Origin of the sequence: Solobacterium moorei (assembly GCF_036323475.1) — a bacterium.
In the GTDB taxonomy this organism is placed as follows: domain Bacteria; phylum Bacillota_I; class Bacilli_A; order Erysipelotrichales; family Erysipelotrichaceae; genus Bulleidia; species Bulleidia moorei.
Map to the genome: position 1 here is coordinate 195,611 of NZ_AP028934.1, position 19,604 is coordinate 215,214.

The window sequence follows — 19,604 nt, forward strand, 5'->3', positions numbered from 1 at the left end:
TAGCCATTTAAAATAGCGTGGGGTTTTCAAAAAACACGCAATAAAATCCCATGGGGATAGATTTTATAAAAGACAATTCCAAAGAGTGATTCTCTACGGGATTGTCTTTTTGTCTGGAGGGTAACAATATATTTATTATTTTTTCTGTTTACGATTGTATGCTTGAATGTTTGATGTCAATGAGAAGCCAATCCTGTAGTTTAGTGCATAAATTACACGTGCTCTGAATCTTTCGAAATTACTGAGACCATTTGATATCATAATAAATTCTCGCATCTTTTGATTAAGGCTCTCAGCGAGTGCATTAGACTGTTTTCTATCTTCTGTTGGTCTTTGAAATGAATTGCATATTTCTTCAAACCAATTTTCCAATAGATTAATGAACTCGCTATAACATACTAGTCTAGATTCTTTAAAATACCTAATTAAATCTGTGAGTTCTTCAATACATTCTGGATAAGTAGAATTTCTATTAAAATATCTATAATCTTCCTTTAACCCATAGGCCTTTTTGAGTATCGGGTTGAGATTGAGAAGTGCGTCATATAGATCTCGATAGTTCATCTTCTGACGAAAGAAATGATTATATTTAGGTTCGTTATCCAGAAAGCAATCTGTTTCCAAGAGGTGGTGAAAGTGCTTGAGCAGATAGTAAGCAGGACTTTCTTTAGGAACCTGGTTCATTAAAGATACACGTAATGTAGTAAAACCATCAGAAAGATGTTTGACTACATGGAAAGGATCGACGGATATCTTACAGTTTGGAAAGTATTTGAGAGAGACTTGTTTATAAGGTTCCCACATATCTATGGTTACATATAAGACACGTTTTCTTTCTTCTAGAGGTATCTTCTCGAGATGTGCTGATAATGTTCGTTTTGAACGATCGGGTAATAATTCATTAAGAACGCGAGCATCATTATCTACAAAAGAACATAGATATGAACCACCATATTTGGCCATATTAGAATGAAGCTCATCAATTCCTAGATTGATCGGTAGAGTTAACCTTGGGACTTGAATGAAACTGTCGGCATATAGTTGGACAGTAGTAACCGAGGTATTATACCTTTCGGCAATATCTTTATAGGATAGATGTAGATTTTGAAAGTCAGCAGCAATCTTATACAGTACAGCATAGGTTTGATGGAAATATTCAGGCCCAAAAGGATTTTCTTCACAAAATGTTTTAAAACAATCCTTACAAGTATAGCGTCTACGCTTCCAATGAATAGAAGAAGGTGTATCACCTAAAGGAAGGTGATTATAAGTTCTATGAATATAACCCTTAGAGACTGTAGGGCCACCACAGTAAGGACAGGTTGGGTGTTGGTTTACCAGTGTGATATATACAAAAAGACGGTCTTCCTTACATATCGCATCGATTTCTTGAATTGAATCTGATGTTAGATTTAAGGTTGACGTGATAAAATCATGAATAGCCATATAGGGCTACCTCCATTTCTATTTGATTCTCCAGACAAGAAGATAATAGCATGGAGGTTTTATTATATTTTGGTCTCCCCACAAAAAATGAGCACGATGATTTTTCGCGCCCACAAAAGTTTATAGCCTATCCCCAACCCCATGAGATTTTAAAGTGCCCATAAAATAATCACCCCCAAACCCTCACGATTATTCAACGGTAACAGATTTCGCTAAATTTCTTGGCTTATCTATATCACAGCCTTTTTGTTTAGCAACATAGTACGCTAGTAGTTGTAATGGAATAATTGAAGTAATACCATTTAGAAGCGAAGATATTTCCGGTAACTGAATAACATGCGTTGAATCCATATTCGTTATTACTTGATTACTTAGAATAATAACTCCAGCACCACGAGAAATCGTTTCCTGTATATTTGATAATGTCTTTTCTAGAGTATTCTTGTCTGTTGCGATAGCTACTGCAACGCTTCCTTCTTCTATCAACGCAATAGGTCCATGTTTTAATTCCCCACCATAATATGCATCTGCATGAATGTATGATATTTCCTTTAACTTTAGTGCACCTTCTAACGCTGTGGGATAATCCATTTGTCTACCAATAAAGAAAGCATCTAACTTATCCTTAAACAACCTTGATAGTTCTTCTATATTTTCTTCTTCGATGAATTGTTTCTCTACAACTGAAGGTAATCGTTGAAGATCCCCAATGATCTGATGAGTATCCATCGCAATACAATTTAATTTCTCACATAACTTCAATAACATCGTTATCATCAATACCACTTGGGTTGTATATGCTTTGGTTGAAGCTACCGCAATCTCCGGCCCAGCACATGTATATAATGTAGTATTTGCATAACGAGTGATTGATGATCCGATTACATTAGTTATCGCAATTGTCGTTGCTTTCTTACCCTTAGCAAGCTTTAAAGCTGCTAATGTATCCGCTGTTTCTCCAGATTGAGATATAAAGATACATAGCGTATTCTCATCAACTTTAGGATTTCCATATCTAAATTCACTAGCTGGAATGACGATAGAAGTCACATCAAACATTGCATTGAATATATAGCTTACATATAGTCCGGCATGAAATGCAGTACCACACGCAACAAAGTAAACTCTTTCTAGATGATCCCATCGAATATTAAGCTCATCAATTTCAGACATCAAAATATGATCATTTTTATCAAAGCGATTCCGAAGAGTCTCTTTAATCACTTGTGGTTGTTCATGAATCTCCTTCATCATAAAGGAGTCATATCCTCCCTTTTGGGCAGCTTCTGCACCGTAATTAATATGCAACCAATTCTGATCGATTTCTTTCCCTTGATAGTCAAATAATGTGATGGTATTCCCATTTAACTTGGCGATTTGACCGTCTTCCAACATTAATACATCTTTCGTGTAAGTTAATAACGCTGTTGCATCTGATGCACAGAATGTGTTTCCTTTTGTCTTTCCAATTACCATCGGACTCTCTTTTTTTGCCACAAGTAGCACATTAGGTTCATATTTTGATACTGCGCATACTGCGTAACTACCTTCTAAATCATGTATCGTAGCAAAGAAGGCGTGTTCAAAATTATGACTCTTTTGATAATATTCATCTAACTTCAAAGCTATTACTTCACTGTCCGTATCAGATTGAAAATGATAGCCTTTAGTTTTTAGCTCATCTTTAAGAGTTGCGAAATTTTCGATGATACCATTATGTACGATTGATATTGTATTATCATCATTATTATGAGGATGTGCATTCAATTGGTTAGGAATCCCATGCGTCGCCCATCTTGTATGACCAATTCCTGTAGTTTGGATACATGTATCCTTTTGAATGAGAGCTTCAAGTTCAGATAATCTACCTTTTGCTTTATATGTCGTTATCTTATCTTGATCAACTAATGCAATGCCTGAGCTGTCATATCCTCGATACTCCAGCTTCTCTAAACCCTGCATTAAAAATGACAAAGCTGAATCTTTGCCTGTAAAACCTGTAATTCCACACATGATTCTTTCCTCCACTATGAAAAGTTGTCATGAAGGATACCGAGTGTCTCTGTTCAATTGTCACCAATTGTTTTTACCCACTGCTTAGGTAGTATCTTACCTCCATACCATCCGCCGAACCTTTCGATAAGTATGGTCCTCGTCGACTTCATAGAAGTTCAGGCGCTATATTCATTCCGACAACATGACATTGTTATTTTACTTCATTTTATCTAGAAAAGAAAATATTTTATCCCACATTATCATCTGCCCCAAGTGAAAAGTTAAATTCCACTTCTAAAGTTGGGTATTCCCGTGTTTAGAAGTTAGCACCATTAATCTTTAGGAGCACATTTTTAATAAAGTAATTCAAGTCCAGTATTGATGGGCTTTTCTTATTGTTCAAAAACTTGACAAATTCATTTTTATCTATTCCTTTTAATGGTGTAATGGTGTATTATATAGGAGGGTGTTTTATGGCTTATTTCCTTAAGGTTGCTAAACAACAAAACAATACGTATCTCGCTGTTTATGAATCTTTTTATTCTCCTGCTACCAAAGGTACCAAACATCGTTGTATCAGGTCTCTTGGTTCTGTTTCTAAACTGAAAGCTGCCGGTATTGATGATCCTGTTGCTTTCTACAAAGATGAAGTAGAAAAAATGAATCTGTATAACAAGCAAGATAAGATCAAGAAAATTACTTCCGTTTCTCCAAGAAGATATCTTGGCTATTTCCCTTTGAAATCCATTCTTGAAGATCTTGATATCAAGAAGTTTATTGATCTGTATAAATTCACTACCGATTTTGAATTTGAACTTTATGAAGTTCTTTCTCTTCTTGTATATGCTCGTTGTGTTTCTCCCTGCAGTAAATACAAAACATATTATGAAATCCTTCCTCAGCTTCATATTCCTTATGCATTCAACTACGATCAACTATTGAGTGCCCTGGCATTTTATGGAAATGACTATGAGAAAATTGTTGAACTGTTCACTTCGAGAGTCAAAGACAAATATTCCATAGATACTGCTATCACCTATTTTGACTGTACAAACTTCTATTTTGAAATTGACAGAGAAGATGACTTCAGAAGAAAGGGTCCAAGCAAAGAAAACAGGAAAGCTCCTGTCATTGGGCTGGGCTTACTGCTGGATGCGAATCAAATTCCTGTTGGTATGAAGCTGTATCCTGGAAATGAATCAGAAAAGCCTGTATTGAAAGATGTACTGAAAGACTTGAAGGAAAGACATGAAGTACACGGAAAAACGATACGGGTAGCGGACAAGGGACTGAACTGTTCAGAGAATATACTTTCAGCTTTGGCAAACGGCGATGGATATCTCTTTTCCAAATCAGTCAAGCAGCTGCCTGAAACAGAAAAGGTATGGGTTCTACTACCTAATGACTACAAAGCAATCAAGGACAGAAATGGCAAGATCATTTATTACTGTAAAGAATGTATCGATGAATTTCCATACACATATACAGATGAAAGCGGAAAAAAGAAAAAAGTAAACATCAAAGAAAAAAGAGTCGTCACATACAATCCGACACTGGCAAGAAAACACAAATATGAAATAAATAAGCTTGTAGAAAAAGCCAAAGGTCTGTCCGTATCACTTGCAAAGAAAAATGAATATGGGGAAAGCGCAAAATATGTCACTTTCAGATCTACTTCAAACGGAGAAGAAACAGAAGATAAAGTAAAGGCCATCATCAATCAGGAAACGATAGATAATGACTTGAAGTTGGCCGGATACAATATGCTTGTCACATCTGAAACAAAGGTGGATGCCAGACAGATATATGAAACATACCACAACCTGTGGAGGATAGAAGAATCATTCAGAATCATGAAATCAGATCTAGATGCAAGACCTGTTTATTTACAGCTTGAGAATACGATCAAGGGACATTTCTTAATATGTTATCTTACTGTACTGCTGCAGAGAATATTTCAATTCAAAGTCTTGGAAAACAAATATTCTTCTTCAGAACTGAATGAATTCTACAAAGGATTCCAGTTCGTTGAAGGAGAAGACAGTTATACAAACATATCCATAGGAACCAACTTCATTACCGAATTATCAGACATGACAGGATTACCTTTAGACAATTATTTTTTATCTCCAACAAAACTAAAAAAGGTGTTGAACTATAGATTCTAATCTGTAGTTTTACACCATTTTTTAATGTTTAACTCTAAAGTCAGGTTTCATTCTTAGCAACAGTATAAACCTAATCTAGCAAAATGGGAGATATAATTTCTCTTGTTTTAATAATGCACAAAACGAAAAAGAAGAAATCACTAAAGATTAGAAATTTCGGCACTATAAAATCACTCGGGGTCGGGGCGACCCTGTACAATCGCTCGGTGTCAAATTTTGGCCTCTTTTTTACAACTCGGGGATACCCTATAAAATCTCACGGGGTATACTATTCATAATAAAAACTCCTATGCTAAAATTCAGTCTTGCAAGTGATTGAAATGAAACATAGGAGGCGCCATATGGCTATAAATGATTTTATCATATCCACACTTAATGTTAGTGATGATATGATTTTTTCGATTGATACAAATAAATCATCTGACAAATTACACATCTTAATAAAACTGAATGATACTCACCCTACCTGTCCCTGTTGTGGAGGTCATACAAAAATAAAGGACTATTCTTCGTACAGCTATAATCACCTTGACGTTGCAGGTATACCATCCATCATTGATTGGACAAGAAGACGCTATGTCTGTAAAGAATGTGGGAAGTCCTTCTCTGAGCCAAGTCCATTTGGCCCAGAGAACTTCCACCAGTCATACGCAGTACTCAATGCGATTGCCTTAGATCTACATAACGTTCGTATGACATACAAGGATATTGCACTCAAATACCATGTATCCAACACGATTATACAAGTATATGCCGATAGTTTCATCCGTGCACCTAGATTAACACTTCCTGAGAACCTTGGTATCGATGAGATATCTTCTTCCATGGCGAAATATGGTGGTTCATACTTTTGTGTATTCGTAGATAACAATCACAGGACATTAAACGAGATACTGCCAAATCGTTCAAAAGTAACCACTTTGAAATGATCCCACAATCGGAGAGAGACAAAGTAAAGTACGTTACGATTGATATGTGGGAACCTTATAGAGATATGTGTAAAAAGTACCTAAGACATTGCGAAATAGCAGTAGACCCTTTCCATGTCATCAAACACCTTACGGAGTGCTTTACACGCATACGTGTAGAAATCATGAAACAGTGTGTCTATGATAGTCCCAGTTACTATTTGTTGAAGACCTGGCATAAGTTATTGGAATCTGATTCATTCGTCCTCGATAACGAGCCAAGATACAACTCGAAATTTCGCCAGAAGATGAATTACAGGGATCTTTTCAACATGTTGTTGGAGATAAGTCCTAATCTAAAGCTTGCGTATGAATTAAAGGAACTATATAGAGACTTCAATAAACGCTGCTCATTTGAAGAAGCTGGTGCACAACTTGATTATCTGATTGAACTATTTGAACACTCTGACTTAGACTGTTATAAGGAATTCATATCTTTACTAAAACACTGGAAACCAGAAATCATCAACAGTTTCAGAAGACCGTATAACGATAGACGACAATCTAACGCACTGGCTGAAAATATCAATCAGAAACTTCGATTACTGATCGAGGTGTCCAATGGATATACAAACCTAGAACGCTTTCATGCACGTGCACTGTACTGCCTTAACGACAAACTATTCTATTGCTTGACAACATGTCTATATTCCAGAAAACGAGAGCACAAAAAACGTGGCACATATACCAAACATCTCTCTGATACACTAACTAACGACTAATAAACTGATACTATCAATCACTCGCACACACAAAAAGGATGACTACATCAGAATGCCACTACTAGCACTCTATAGTCATCCTTCTTTACTATCCCAAACCCATTACTGATTTTAGAGGAGAGTTTAATAAAACCCCCGACCGATTTTACTTAAGCGAAATTTCTTCTTGACTTAAGTTATCAAGCTTTTATGCCTTATACACCATCTATGGGCCTATCTTCTTAATAAAACTTGTGGATAACTTTTTTACAGTATCATCTTTCTTCCATAAAACAAGAATAACGTTCCTTCATCAGAAAGGTCTAGGGGGATTATGACATGACTTATGATTGATATACAGGTACTACCTATTTAGTGTTTACGGTAGAAACCGTAGACAAGAGACATTACACTCATCTACTATTTCTACCTTTTTACCCCATGTGATTTTAAAGCAGTTTTTTCTAAAACCCCAAGTTATTTTACATTACGACAAAAACCATACACTTGCGCACATGGTTCATGATGGGCAAAGAAAGATGGGCGCTCTAAAATTACTTGGGGTTGGGGTACCGCAATGAGAAGACTTGGGGTGCCTTTTTGATACTTCTTCAGAAAACTTGGGGTACCTTCAAAAATAAAAAAACCTCTCATGTTATTATCTTTTTGCTATGAAAGAAAATGTCTTGAGAGGAGGCCATAAATGGCTATTGATTATATTATCACATCTGCTTTGAACTTGTCCCAAGATCAAGTTCAAAGTCTATCTACATATCGCAATCATGATACCTTGAATATTTATCTTCTACTGATAAATAAACACCCCATTTGCCCTTACTGTGGTGCTGATACATCTAGCAAAGGACTTCTAACATATACATTCAAAACGCAAGACATCGCTGGTCTAAAAACGATTGTCAATTGGAAACGTAGACGATATAAGTGTCGTGACTGTCATCGTACTTTTAGTGAAGACAATATCTTTACCCCTGATGGTATGCACTCCACCTTCTCTATGGTCGATCAAATCATGAAAGATCTAGGTGATATCTCCATTAACTTAAAGACAATTGCACTAAGAGCACATGTATCTATTCCTACGGTAGAACTCTATGCCGATAGTTACTTGAGAATTCCAAGGCAGTTCTTACCCGAGTATCTAGGAATTGATGAACTATATTCTGACATGGCGTTAAAAAACAGTTCTTACTTATGTGTCATGGTCGATAATAAAGCTCGTGTTCTAAACGAAGTCATACAGTCTCGTTCAAAAAAGGAACTCAGCACTTACTTTGAAAATATCCCATTAAGTGAGAGACAAAGAGTGAAGATTGTGACCATGGATATGTGGCAGCCATACAAAGATGTTGTAAAGAAATATCTGCCCAACGCCATCGTCGCTGTAGATCCTTTCCATGTCATCGAGCATCTTACATCTGGATTCTCACGTCTACGTATCGATATCATGAATCATTATGAAAAAGGAAGTAGAGCTTATTATCTTCTTAAAACATGGCATAAATTACTGGAAACCGACTACAACTTAGATAACGAGCCGAAATATAACAGTTTCTTTAGGCAAAAATTGAATTATCGAAATTTATATGATCAGTTATTGGAGATTGATCCAGTTTTAACGCTTGCCTACCACTTAAAAGAATTATTTCGCAACTTTAATAGAACTGCTATTTACCCATCTTGTACAATCGAAATTACCTCCATACTAGATGCGTTTATTTCTGCTGATATACCTGCGTACGAAGACTTTTTGACATCTATCACAAACTGGAAAGAGGAGTATCTCAACTCGTTTAGAAGACCGTATGATGACAGAAAACAATCGAATGCACTATCAGAATATATGAATAGTAGATTACGTGTACTGATCAATGTTTCTAATGGTCTTTCAAACTTTCCAAGATTCCGTGCTAGAGTGCTCTACGCGTTAAACAGAAAACTATATTACACAATTACGGATCACCTTCAATCCAACAAAAGGATTGGAAAGAAGCGTGGTTCATACAAAAAATAATTAACAATAAAACATTTCTTTCTTAGCACATATAAAAGGTAGAAATCGTAGACAAGAGACATTATTCTCATCTACAATTTCTACCTTTTTACCCCCATGTAATTTTAAAGCGGTTTTTTCTAAAACCCCAAGTTATTTTACATTAGGGAAAGATGAGGTCAATATTCGCCCCATCCTGGATTATCAATTCTCGATACTACTATTTCTGAATGACTTACTTTCGCTTTATTTTTTATCCTTTAGAAGTCGAATTTAATTTTTCACTTGAGCGAGAATTTCTTTTTATTTGTAATCACAACAATTGCAAGCATCACAGAAATACTCATGATCAAACCATACAACATAATATGGTTACTGTCATTTGTCTTTGGTGTGTTCGCTGTTGTAGGTTCTTCATACACATTGGTGAATACAACCTCATTTACTGCTACGCCATCTTCCTTCTCAATGTGTGTATCTGCAACCAGTTGTCCTCCCACATCTTTTACCTCAAATGTGATCATGTAGCGAGTGCTGTCGTATATATAGTTCTTGATACCATCGTTAATCTCACTTATACGATATTTATATGTGCCTTCTTCCGTGATTTCAAAACTGCCAAATTCCACTTTCCCACTACCTGTGACCGTTGCTTCCTTCATGCCTCCCGTGCTTCCTATCGGCATCGGTTGGTTTAGATCATCAGCAATCATATGGAATCTGAATGTAGATGCATTGCTTGGATTACCTTCTATTACTTTCTTCACTGGTGGATCCACCTCTGCAGGTGTTGGTACATAAGTGTTAGTGATCTTCAATCCTATATCTGCATCACCAGTATATTCTGCTATATACTTATCTACTTCGCCCTCCTTGACCGTATATTCGATTTTTTTACCGTTGCTATACTTCGGAAGACCGGTAAATATATGCTTCCAGTCCTCATCGCCTACCAGATCATATACCGCCTTCTGTTGCCCATTGGCATACAGTGTTACATGTACACTTGCAGGGCGCATGTCCTTGGCATCATTGTTATCTATCCAAATCTTTTCAACAGCTACATCAATAACTTCCGGTATGTGCTTGTTGGTAACCGTCGTCCCGTTAATGACCGGTGCTTCATAATCCGCCACCCGGTCTTCCTGCACTGTATAAGTAATCACATCGCCATTTATATCATATGTATCTAATTGGTCAAATGTATAGTTCCAATTGCTGTTTTCACTTGCCTTGGCAACTTTGCCTGTATCTGTTCCATCGGCATATAGGTGAATTATCACTTCGCTTGGTCGCTTGCCATCTTGATCATTAGCATCGTCCCACATCTTTGTGCCGGATACGGAGATCTTCGGATTCACCAACATATTGATAATCTTTGCACCATCGTAGTGTACCTTATACTCTTTACTGTTGAGAGTGACAATATCGCCCTCATCAAGTGCAGTACCGTTTGTGTCAATCTCCTTGATACTATAAACATTCTTTGGACCGGCAACTGTATCGGTATCAGGTAGATTCATAAATGTCGTTGTAAAGTGATTATTTACATCCAACAATGCTGTTTCAGACGTTGCAACACCATTCTTATACAATCTTACTGTCACAGATTGTGCATCAATATTTGTCAGTGACAGACCTTGCCACTCTTTGGTGACTGTTTTACTTGTCGTTGCCGGAGTCAACGGTTCCCATGGCATTGATTTTTTATTTGTAATTGTAAATCCGTTGTTTGCATCGCCGGATACTGACGCGGTGTACCATGAACCTGCAAGATTAATCTTATTCGAACCATCAAGCCCGGTTTCCTTCACAGTATATTGGTACTCATTCCCAGTATCCGGATTAATCTGCTCAATATTGTCAAATGAAACTGTCCAGTTATCTGCAGCAGTTATATTTTTCTTTTCAACTGATGTGCCATCGTGGAATAATTCCACTTCAACCTGATTTACAGGTGCTGCAATTACGGTATCATCATGATTTTTCCATTCTTTCTTAACTGTGATCATGAAAGTGCGGAAACTAATTGCGGCAGGTTGCAATGTCAATGTAGAACGATTACCGTTAATGTCATAATCCAATGCAGGCATAATGATATCTGCCTTATCGTTATATGCCATTGTCAACGTGTTTTCAGCTTTGTAAGTTACATCAACTCTTCCGCCATCACCGCTTCCAAGTGACGTCTTTGATAAAAGCATCAACATGTTTGCATCTGCAGGATCAGTAACAACATCATAATCTGACGGTTGTGGAACATGGTTTAAGGCAAATGTTTTGTTTGGTTTGACTTTGATGTATTTAATCTCAAAATTTGATGTAGTTTCAACTTTATCAAGTTTCAGCGGTAATTTATTTTCACCCTCCGGCATAAATGACTCACCGAAGTTAAGATTTTCATTTAACAGCGGAATAAATAAACTTGCATGATTGATCGGTCGCCCGCTGTTATTTCTGACTCTGATACGTACTGTCGCTGTTTCACCGTTAGTTAATACCACTGTTGTATTTTTCTTTGTATCTTCAGACGTGTTATCATATTCAAAACTTATTCCTGACTTTGTTTCAATGAGAGTGGAGTGGGCTCCGACCGACACCGCTTGTGTCACTTTGATTCCCGGGCGCTCAGATAGAGAAACCATTGCTTTACCGGAGTTTACGGAATTTCCGAAAACCGCTGTATATTGGTCTGTATTCCAATTACTTCTGTCCCATTTTTCCGGTTTGATAATTGCTCCGATTTCCGCAAAATCTTTTGTTGTAAATCCAAAGAAATCATTGATATGATATGTTGCAGTTTTGACCGTTTGATTCGTCTGTACGTCGAATTTCACCGTCATATTCTTACTTGTGAAGTCAGGCTGATATTGACCTCTTGTTCCCTCACCAATATCAACAGAATATTTCCAAACTTTGATTCGTTCTCCGTCTTTTTCAAATTCACCGACATACGACGGTGCGCTTAAAGTTCCTTCGGTAATCTGTAAGTTAGAATAACTAAAGCCTTCTGGCATCATCATGTATAAGACGGGTTCTTGCAATGGATTCCAATCCCAGTTTGCATCATCAATACGTCCGGAAACCCGAAATGTATCTCCACCCATGATCTGCTCTTTATTGATCGACCCAACACCATTCTTAATTTCAGGCGCCTTTGATTTACCGACCAAATTATATGTTTCAGCTGCTGTTGCAGTTTCTCCTGTCGTATATAATTTCACTGTTGTTTTAACATCAGCATCTGTACCTTTTTTCCAACTTCCGAATACACCGTTAGAGATATATGACCAACCATAGAATTCTCCATCCGCAATAAACTTATTGTTTGGATTCCATGTATCCAATAAATCCTGTTGTGGACGAATGCCGTCATAACTTGCAGGTATCGTTCCCAAATCAATCTTGATGGATTTGATCGAATCATTAATATCCAATCCTAATGCAGTATTTGTAATTAATGCAGAAACACCTGATTTCTGTAAGACGCTTGCATCAGCCGCGCCACTCGCCCCACTTGCAGATGTCCAATGAATATCTCCATATACAAAGTCCCGGTGATACGGAATCGTAACACCACGAATAATCGCCGTATCTGTTTCATCGATATTCATTTCAAGTGTCTTCGGTTTTGTAGGAATTGCCAATTCATTCTTTATCAATAAAGACCCTAAACGAACATTATATGAATCGTACTTTTTCAATGCCCAGTTAGCAGCACTGTCAACCAACGCATGCGTTGTGATCTTTTCCGGCACACTTCCATCAATGATTGTTACCGTTAAATTGGCTTCATTACTTGAAGTGCGATCTGCATTTGGAGTATCATTCCAAATTGTCTTTTTAAGATTCTTCAAAACAACATTAAAAGAAGATCCATTTGCTCGCGCACTGTTTACCGGCACTTTAAGATAAGGCTTAAATGCGGGCGCGCCAGAATACGAACCAGGTTCATCCCATTCAACGGTTGTGGTTTTTAAACCGCCGCTTTCAGTAGTAGAAACAACCGTTCCGTTTTGATGATAAACTCTTACTTCTTCAAGTGACACAAACTCAATATCGCTTGGATAAACAATATCTAACGTAGTCTTACTGCCTGCTTCTGTCAGGGATTTTCCACCGGTAGTTGATGCAAGCAATGTACTCGTTACACCACCTTTGGAAACGACCTCAGTTGCTTGATCAACCCAAAAATTATATCTAAATGCCTCTATAGATTTAACATTATAAGAATGTACATCCACATTTGCAGTGGAATCTGTACTCAGTTTCACCTGTATCAAATTTGCCAAAATTTGATTTGAGTCTTGGTTAAGATAAGCACTATCTATAGTAAAACTGATTTCACCTTGTGACGATACATTTGTCAAAGAATTCTTTGACTTATAAATCAATTCTCCGTTTCTGGATTCATCAGAACCTGCTGCCGGATACCCATATGGTGATGTTCCCGTTCCAGTAGGTGTTTTCATCAATTCTTCAAAACCTGTTGCAGAAATAGAGCCTTCCGTAAAAGTTGCCCCAGGCAGAGTTTTGATATATGCACCATCGCCTAAGTTCAAATGAAAATATGTATTAGAAAACTGCAGTGATGAAGGAATTGAATATTCTACATCTAATGTATAAATGATACCTGTTTTAAGTTCAGGAACTTCACCACTCAGCAAATCTGCAACTTTTGTTCCTGAACCAGATTCTCTAACAATCAGCTTATTAAATTTAAATCCGGCAGTATCTTCAGCATGTACAACGGACCTCCCCGGAATAAAACTTGCAACAGCAATCATGATTGACATTAAGTACACAAATAGTCTCTGCCATCGTTTCATCATAAATCCCCCCCCATTAGTTATTTGCAAATATATGGAATATCGAAAATGAAATAGCACTATTCCTTACGGTCACAACTCTCACTTACGTTATTTTTATTTAACGTCAAATTGACTACAACATCTTCTGAGAATTACCATCCATCTTTAGTATAATATATAATCCCCAACTTTAGAAGTTACAAACATGCAAAATATCGAATAATGGCTTAACAGCCTCTTTTTTCGTTTAAAATAATTGTTAAATTACAACTGTAAAACTCCCGAAAAGTAGATGAATTTCTTGCAATTTAATAGTATTATGTATAATATTTAGTAGTATTATGTATAATATAAAAAAGACTTTATTATATTTATATATGTAGACTATATCAATAAAGTTTGAAAGAGGTGGAGAATAGTATGAGAAACAAAAGTGGGTTATTTAAACAAATTATATCCTTTCTGACAGCATTAGTAGTTATGTGTGGTATGGTACTGCCAAGTACAATTACGGCAAATGCGGCAAACGCATTACCTATTGCACAGTACATTACTGTGAGCGGTACTGTCAGTGGTGTGGCAGGAAGTAATAATGGTACTTACAATGGGGAATGGAAAGCATCCATTCCAATGGCTGATGTCATGTCTGCATTTGAAACGGAAATGCGCAGTGAAGCATCAGCTGGACATTTCCCATGGGATATAGAAACCGTTAGTACAAGTGCATCTATTTATTATGATGTTACTTTCCCAGCAGGAGCAACAATAGGGACACCAACTATAGGCAGTACTACGAGCATTATTCCAGCATCTACTATTACATCTTCTGTTGCAGGGAATACAGTTAAGATGAAGTTTAAGTTGGCAGATGTTAACTGGCAGACTATTGCGAACTATTATGATGCAGAAAAAGGAACGGCAAATCATACAGTAGATATTACGATTCCATATACAGTCTCTGCAAATGGATATGGTGATGCTAAAAATATTGATGATAGCAAGCAAATTACAAGTAGCGGTTATTTTGCATTCTATCCAAGTGGAAGTTGGGGTAGATGGGGAATTGGTAAACAAACATTCAATTCTGATAAATCTACGTTGCCTCTAACAGCTGATTTTGCGACAAGTACTGTATTTACGCAGCCGTCAGTCACTAACACATCTGCAACAGTAAATGTTGATGCAGATTTGATGTTAGATTCAGACACTGGAACACATGCAATTACAAAGCAAAAGACAGATGCGTTGAATTTTGTTGGTGTATTCCATGCTAAGACAATCAAAGATCAAATGGCATCTATTGAAGCAAGTTATTCAGCACAAGCCAATCAAATTGGTTTGAGCAACTTGCAGACACAATTCAAAGCAACTATAAATTTACCTGCCGGTGTAAGTTTTACAGATATACCGTCTCCGGCAAATACTTCATTAGAAGGTAGCAATGGCTCATTTGTGGTGAGTGATGTTACAGGAGATGCCCATACGGCAACTGTGACATTTGAACTTGTCAATGCGAACAATATAACTTTATTTTCACAGTTAAAAGATGCGGTTAATGCAGTTGATGATGATATGAAAGTACGTGTTCCTGCTGCTAAGTTTGATGCGGATGCTGTAGGTGGAACAGATTATGAAATTACAGGTGAGGTTTCCGGTGGCTTAACTGCAACAGCTACTAATAATGTTTCTCGGAATGTTATTAATTTTGACTTGAAATGGAATGGTAAACAGATACCGTCCGGTGCAAGTGTTAACAATCCAAGCATCATTGCGTTATCTGTAAATTATCCTGCTCCTATTGAGAAGAATTTTAATGAAACTTTGACTTTACCTGGAGATATTTTGGTTGGAACTGATACTCAGCATGATCATGTGTATGAAACTGCTAAAGATGCTAAAATTGCTTTTACAGGTTCGCTAGATGTTTCTTCTGTTAAAACACAGATGCGTCAAATTGAAGATACATACCACAGAGCGAATGTTGACCCAACAACAATTGCACTTACAAATTATAATTCTGAATTTATAGCAACATTAACCCTCCCTGACGAGATGGATTTTGATACAAATCCAACAGTCTCTCTATTACATGATAATGGCAAGTATAGAATTATCAGTCAGACGGTAAGTGGTAAGACAATCACAGTCAAGATGACTGTTGCAGCACCAGTTACAACGTTTGCAGATTTGAAAGATGCTGTACTTGGTATGGATGATACATTAGATGTTACTGTAAATGGGGCACACTTTAATAACAGTGCAAAACTGAATACAAATTATACTGTACGTGGTGCAATGGCAGGTCAACTTGCTGCTAAGGCTACAGATGTAAATAGTGGCAATGTTGTTAATTTTGTATTAAAGTGGAATGCTGAACAATCACCATCTGGGGCAGATTCTACAAATCCAACAAGTACTAATATTACCTTCACGTTGAAGTATCTTGACACAGCAACTCCAGAAGTTGCTAAATCAAACACACCTAAAACGGGTGATACCTCAAATCTCTCCCTTTATATTGGTGCAGTTATTGTAGCTTTCGCAGCATTTGGATTTATGATTACAAAGAGATTTAAGTTGAATAAGTAATCATATAAAGCTTAAGTAAAATAGTCGGTATGGTTTCGTGAAACCCGCTCTAAAATAAGCAATGAGTTTTGAATAGTGAAATAGGATGACTATAGAGTGCTAGTATTGGCATTCTGATGTAGTCATCCTTTTGTGTACAAGTGATTGATGGTATTACATTGATTAGCTGTCCGTAAGTTAATGTGATAGATTGTCGTCTATATGGACTTGGCTCAGAGAAGGACTTCCCACATTCTTTACAGACATAGCGTCTTCTTGTCCAATCAATGATGGATGGTATACCTGCAACGTCAAGGTGGTTATAGCTGTACGAAGAATAATCCTTTATTTTTGTATAACCTCCACAACAGGGACAGATAGGGTGAGTATCATTCAGTTTTATTAAGATGTGTAATTTGTCAGATGATTTATTTGTATCAATCGAAAAAATCATATCATCACTAACATTAAGTGTGGATATGATAAAATCATTTATAGCCATATGGCGCCTCCTATGTTTCATTTCAATCACTTGCAAGACTGAATTTTAGCATAGGAGTTTTTATTATGAATAGTATACCCCGTGAGATTTTATAGTGCAAAAAAGAAGTAAAGTTTCCTAGCATGCGGCAGATAAATTAAGGAATACGAGTTGGATTTGCGATTAACATAATGATAGAACGATAGAAAGGAGGGGGAGTTATGCATAAAATCTATCTATTCTGTAGTGCGGGGATGTCTACTTCTATGATGGCAAGTAAAATGCAGAAGGTTGCGGATCAACATACTTTAGATATTGAAGTAAAAGCATTCTCTGATAATTTATTAGATAAAATCATTACGGAACAAAATCCAGATGCCATTCTTTTAGGACCACAGGTTAAATATTTATATGACAAGGTAGTCGATCGTTATGGACATCTAGGAAAACCAATTTTCGTTATCGATACAGAAGAGTACGGTAACATGGACGGAGAGAGAGTTCTCAAACGTGCAATTTTAGAAATTAAAAAGAAGAAAGCAGAAAGCGAAGGTAAATAATTATTATGATTAAGGCTTTAGAAAAGTTCCTTATCCCAATCGCTGATACCTTATCAAAGAATAAGGTATTAGTGGCTATCCGCGATGGCTTTATGTATGCAGTACCAGTAGTTATCGTTGGATCCATTTTCCTATTAATCTCCAACTTCCCAATTGAGGGTTGGTCAGAGATGATTGCTACATTTGCTGGTGAAGGATGGGAAAAATATTTTGATGCAGTAACTGCAGTTACATTTGATTGCTATGCATTACTATCTGTTATGGGCATTGCATATGCATATGCACGAGAAAAGGGTGTTGATAAGATTGAATCTGCGGTTGTTGCACTTGTTACATTCTTGATGATTACACCAATGAAACATGCTGCATTCTTGAATGCAGATGGCAAAATGTTCTCTGGTTTTTCGTTTGGTCATTTAGGTACAAAGGGTATCTTCTTGGCAATGATTGTAGCAATTATTTCTACAGAAATTTTTGCATTTGCAATTAAGAAAAAACTTGTTATTAAGTTACCTGATGGTGTCCCACCAGCAGTTATGGATTCATTTGCTGCGTTAATTCCTGCAGGATTATCAATGCTTGTATTCTTCTTTATCAACATGATCTTCGTTAATACTCCATTTGGAAATGTACATTCATTTATTTATCAAGTACTACAGGCTCCATTAGTTGGTTTAGGTAAGTCTCAAGCATTTGAAGTTATCTATCAGTTCTTAAGTACATTGTTCTGGTTCTTTGGTATCAATGGACCTGCTGTTACAAATACAATCTTCTCTCCAATTCATAAGGCATTAACATTAGAGAACTATGAATTGGCTAAGGCTGGTTTACCAATGACAAATGTATTTACATCAGCATTCTCAGACTTCTTCTGCAACTTCGGTGGTGGTGGATCTACATTAGGTCTTGTATTAATGATGACATTTATTGCAAAGTCCAAGCGTTTAAAGACATTAGGAAGAATGGCACTTCCTGCTGGTATCTTCGGTATCAATGAACCAATTATCTTTGGCTTCCCAATGGTATTGAATGTTATCATGGTAATTCCATTTATCCTTGCACCTGTAATGAATACAATTATTGGACAGCTTGCAACAGCAGTAGGATTCATTCCAGTTACATCTGGTGTTCAGTTATCATGGACAACACCAATCTTTATTTCAGGTTATCTGACGACTGGTTCAATTAATGCTGTAATCTTACAGTTGTTTATGCTACTTGCAGATATGGCTCTCTACTATCCATTCTTCAAGATGCAAGATAGTAAGTATCTAGAGGAAGAAGAGAAGTTAGCGAAGGAAGAGAAGAAGGATGAAATTGATGAATTGTCCTTCGATGATTTGAAGTTAGACTAATATGAAAGTAATATTGATTTTTGATTCCGGCTTAGCTGGAGCAGGTGGTAAGAGCAACCCTGATTGCACACTAAGTGCAACGCGCGAGATTGCTGGGACTGCAATGCTTTTAGAACCATATTTGAAAGAGATAGGCGGTCAGATTAGTGCAACACTTTACTGTGGAATGGATTACTACAAGCAGAATAAAGATGAAGTGGTTATGAAGATGACTGCGATGGTGAAGAAATTGGAACCAGATTTTGTCTTGTGTGGACCATGCTTTAACTTCCCTGAGTACAGTGAAATGGCAGCTCGTTGTGCAAAATTAATTGCAGAAAAAACAACAGCAAAAGTCGCAAGTATGATGGCAATTGAAAATCAAGAAGTGATTGCACAATATAAGAATGATATTACGATTCTAAAGATGCCTAAGAAAGGCGGAACAGGGTTAAGTGAGTCATTTGAAAATATGGCAAAGTTCATTGATGCATCCGTAAATCATCCGGAAAATCTTGAAGCTTTAAAAGAAACAATTTGTTATTAGAATAAGTCAAGCCC

The 19,604-nt window shown here is 36.8% G+C and carries 12 protein-coding genes; 8 read left to right on the top strand and 4 right to left on the bottom strand.

The features are described from left to right. Window positions 1-135: 135 nt before the first annotated feature. Together RGT18_RS00950 and glmS are read right to left on the bottom strand one after the other, a co-directional pair. The gene (locus RGT18_RS00950) at window positions 136-1,446 is read right to left on the bottom strand and encodes an ISL3 family transposase (RefSeq protein ID WP_338174760.1); all 1,311 of its coding nucleotides are present in this window, start codon (window positions 1,444-1,446) and stop codon (window positions 136-138) included. A gap of 189 nt (window positions 1,447-1,635) precedes the next feature. Then, entirely contained in the window at window positions 1,636-3,459 is a 1,824-nt protein-coding gene (gene glmS / locus RGT18_RS00955; protein WP_028078903.1) for a glutamine--fructose-6-phosphate transaminase (isomerizing), read from the bottom strand. A gap of 455 nt (window positions 3,460-3,914) precedes the next feature. Between glmS and RGT18_RS00960 the strand changes: the two genes are divergently transcribed. From RGT18_RS00960 to RGT18_RS00975, 4 genes are all read left to right on the top strand, one after another. Beyond that, on the top strand, window positions 3,915-5,609 hold the full coding sequence (locus RGT18_RS00960) for an IS1634 family transposase (RefSeq protein WP_338174762.1): 1,695 nt from the start codon (window positions 3,915-3,917) through the stop codon (window positions 5,607-5,609). Between the two features lie 341 nt (window positions 5,610-5,950). Further along, entirely contained in the window at window positions 5,951-6,538 is a 588-nt protein-coding gene (locus RGT18_RS00965) for a transposase family protein (protein ID WP_338174764.1), read from the top strand. Continuing rightward, a complete protein-coding gene (locus RGT18_RS00970; RefSeq protein ID WP_338174766.1) occupies window positions 6,535-7,299 on the top strand; it encodes a transposase in 765 nt (254 codons plus the stop codon). The genes RGT18_RS00965 and RGT18_RS00970 overlap by 4 nt, the downstream gene beginning before the upstream one ends. A 682-nt stretch (window positions 7,300-7,981) precedes the next feature. Beyond that, on the top strand, window positions 7,982-9,310 hold the full coding sequence (locus RGT18_RS00975) for an ISL3 family transposase (protein ID WP_338174770.1): 1,329 nt from the start codon (window positions 7,982-7,984) through the stop codon (window positions 9,308-9,310). Between the two features lie 260 nt (window positions 9,311-9,570). Here the strand turns inward: RGT18_RS00975 and RGT18_RS00980 are convergent, their stop codons facing one another. Next, window positions 9,571-14,118 (bottom strand): Cna B-type domain-containing protein, encoded by a 4,548-nt coding sequence (locus RGT18_RS00980; RefSeq protein ID WP_338174772.1) that lies wholly within the window; start codon window positions 14,116-14,118, stop codon window positions 9,571-9,573. A 402-nt stretch (window positions 14,119-14,520) separates the two neighbouring features. Here RGT18_RS00980 and RGT18_RS00985 point away from each other — a divergent pair, with 402 nt between their 5' ends. Then, the gene (locus tag RGT18_RS00985) at window positions 14,521-16,689 is read left to right on the top strand and encodes an LPXTG cell wall anchor domain-containing protein (protein ID WP_028078730.1); all 2,169 of its coding nucleotides are present in this window, start codon (window positions 14,521-14,523) and stop codon (window positions 16,687-16,689) included. Between the two features lie 49 nt (window positions 16,690-16,738). Here RGT18_RS00985 and RGT18_RS00990 read toward each other — a convergent pair whose 3' ends face one another. Then, entirely contained in the window at window positions 16,739-17,170 is a 432-nt protein-coding gene (locus RGT18_RS00990; protein ID WP_028078729.1) for a transposase family protein, read from the bottom strand. 200 nt (window positions 17,171-17,370) lie between these two features. Here RGT18_RS00990 and RGT18_RS00995 point away from each other — a divergent pair, with 200 nt between their 5' ends. Genes RGT18_RS00995 through RGT18_RS01005 form a run of 3 tightly spaced genes read left to right on the top strand, consistent with a single transcriptional unit; the run spans window position 17,371 to window position 19,590 of the window. Next, entirely contained in the window at window positions 17,371-17,709 is a 339-nt protein-coding gene (locus RGT18_RS00995; RefSeq protein WP_028077790.1) for a PTS sugar transporter subunit IIB, read from the top strand. Window positions 17,710-17,714: 5 nt separating this feature from the next. After that, window positions 17,715-19,064 carry a PTS sugar transporter subunit IIC gene (locus tag RGT18_RS01000; protein ID WP_006526741.1) on the top strand — a complete coding sequence of 450 codons (1,350 nt, stop codon included), beginning with the start codon at window positions 17,715-17,717 and terminating at the stop codon, window positions 19,062-19,064. Window position 19,065: 1 nt separating this feature from the next. Beyond that, window positions 19,066-19,590, top strand: coding sequence for a GrdB-related putative oxidoreductase (locus tag RGT18_RS01005; protein ID WP_006526742.1), 525 nt, complete (start codon window positions 19,066-19,068; stop codon window positions 19,588-19,590). Window positions 19,591-19,604: the final 14 nt, after the last annotated feature.

Coding starts and splice junctions, on each gene's coding strand:
- RGT18_RS00975 (WP_338174770.1), top strand. CDS start 7,982: ATGGCTATTGATTATATTATCACATCTGCTTTGAACTTGTCCCAAGAT.
- RGT18_RS00980 (WP_338174772.1), bottom strand. CDS start 14,118: ATGAAACGATGGCAGAGACTATTTGTGTACTTAATGTCAATCATGATT.
- RGT18_RS00965 (WP_338174764.1), top strand. CDS start 5,951: ATGGCTATAAATGATTTTATCATATCCACACTTAATGTTAGTGATGAT.
- RGT18_RS00970 (WP_338174766.1), top strand. CDS start 6,535: ATGATCCCACAATCGGAGAGAGACAAAGTAAAGTACGTTACGATTGAT.
- RGT18_RS00960 (WP_338174762.1), top strand. CDS start 3,915: ATGGCTTATTTCCTTAAGGTTGCTAAACAACAAAACAATACGTATCTC.
- RGT18_RS00990 (WP_028078729.1), bottom strand. CDS start 17,170: ATGGCTATAAATGATTTTATCATATCCACACTTAATGTTAGTGATGAT.
- RGT18_RS00950 (WP_338174760.1), bottom strand. CDS start 1,446: ATGGCTATTCATGATTTTATCACGTCAACCTTAAATCTAACATCAGAT.
- RGT18_RS00995 (WP_028077790.1), top strand. CDS start 17,371: ATGCATAAAATCTATCTATTCTGTAGTGCGGGGATGTCTACTTCTATG.
- RGT18_RS01000 (WP_006526741.1), top strand. CDS start 17,715: ATGATTAAGGCTTTAGAAAAGTTCCTTATCCCAATCGCTGATACCTTA.
- RGT18_RS00985 (WP_028078730.1), top strand. CDS start 14,521: ATGAGAAACAAAAGTGGGTTATTTAAACAAATTATATCCTTTCTGACA.
- RGT18_RS01005 (WP_006526742.1), top strand. CDS start 19,066: ATGAAAGTAATATTGATTTTTGATTCCGGCTTAGCTGGAGCAGGTGGT.
- glmS (WP_028078903.1), bottom strand. CDS start 3,459: ATGTGTGGAATTACAGGTTTTACAGGCAAAGATTCAGCTTTGTCATTT.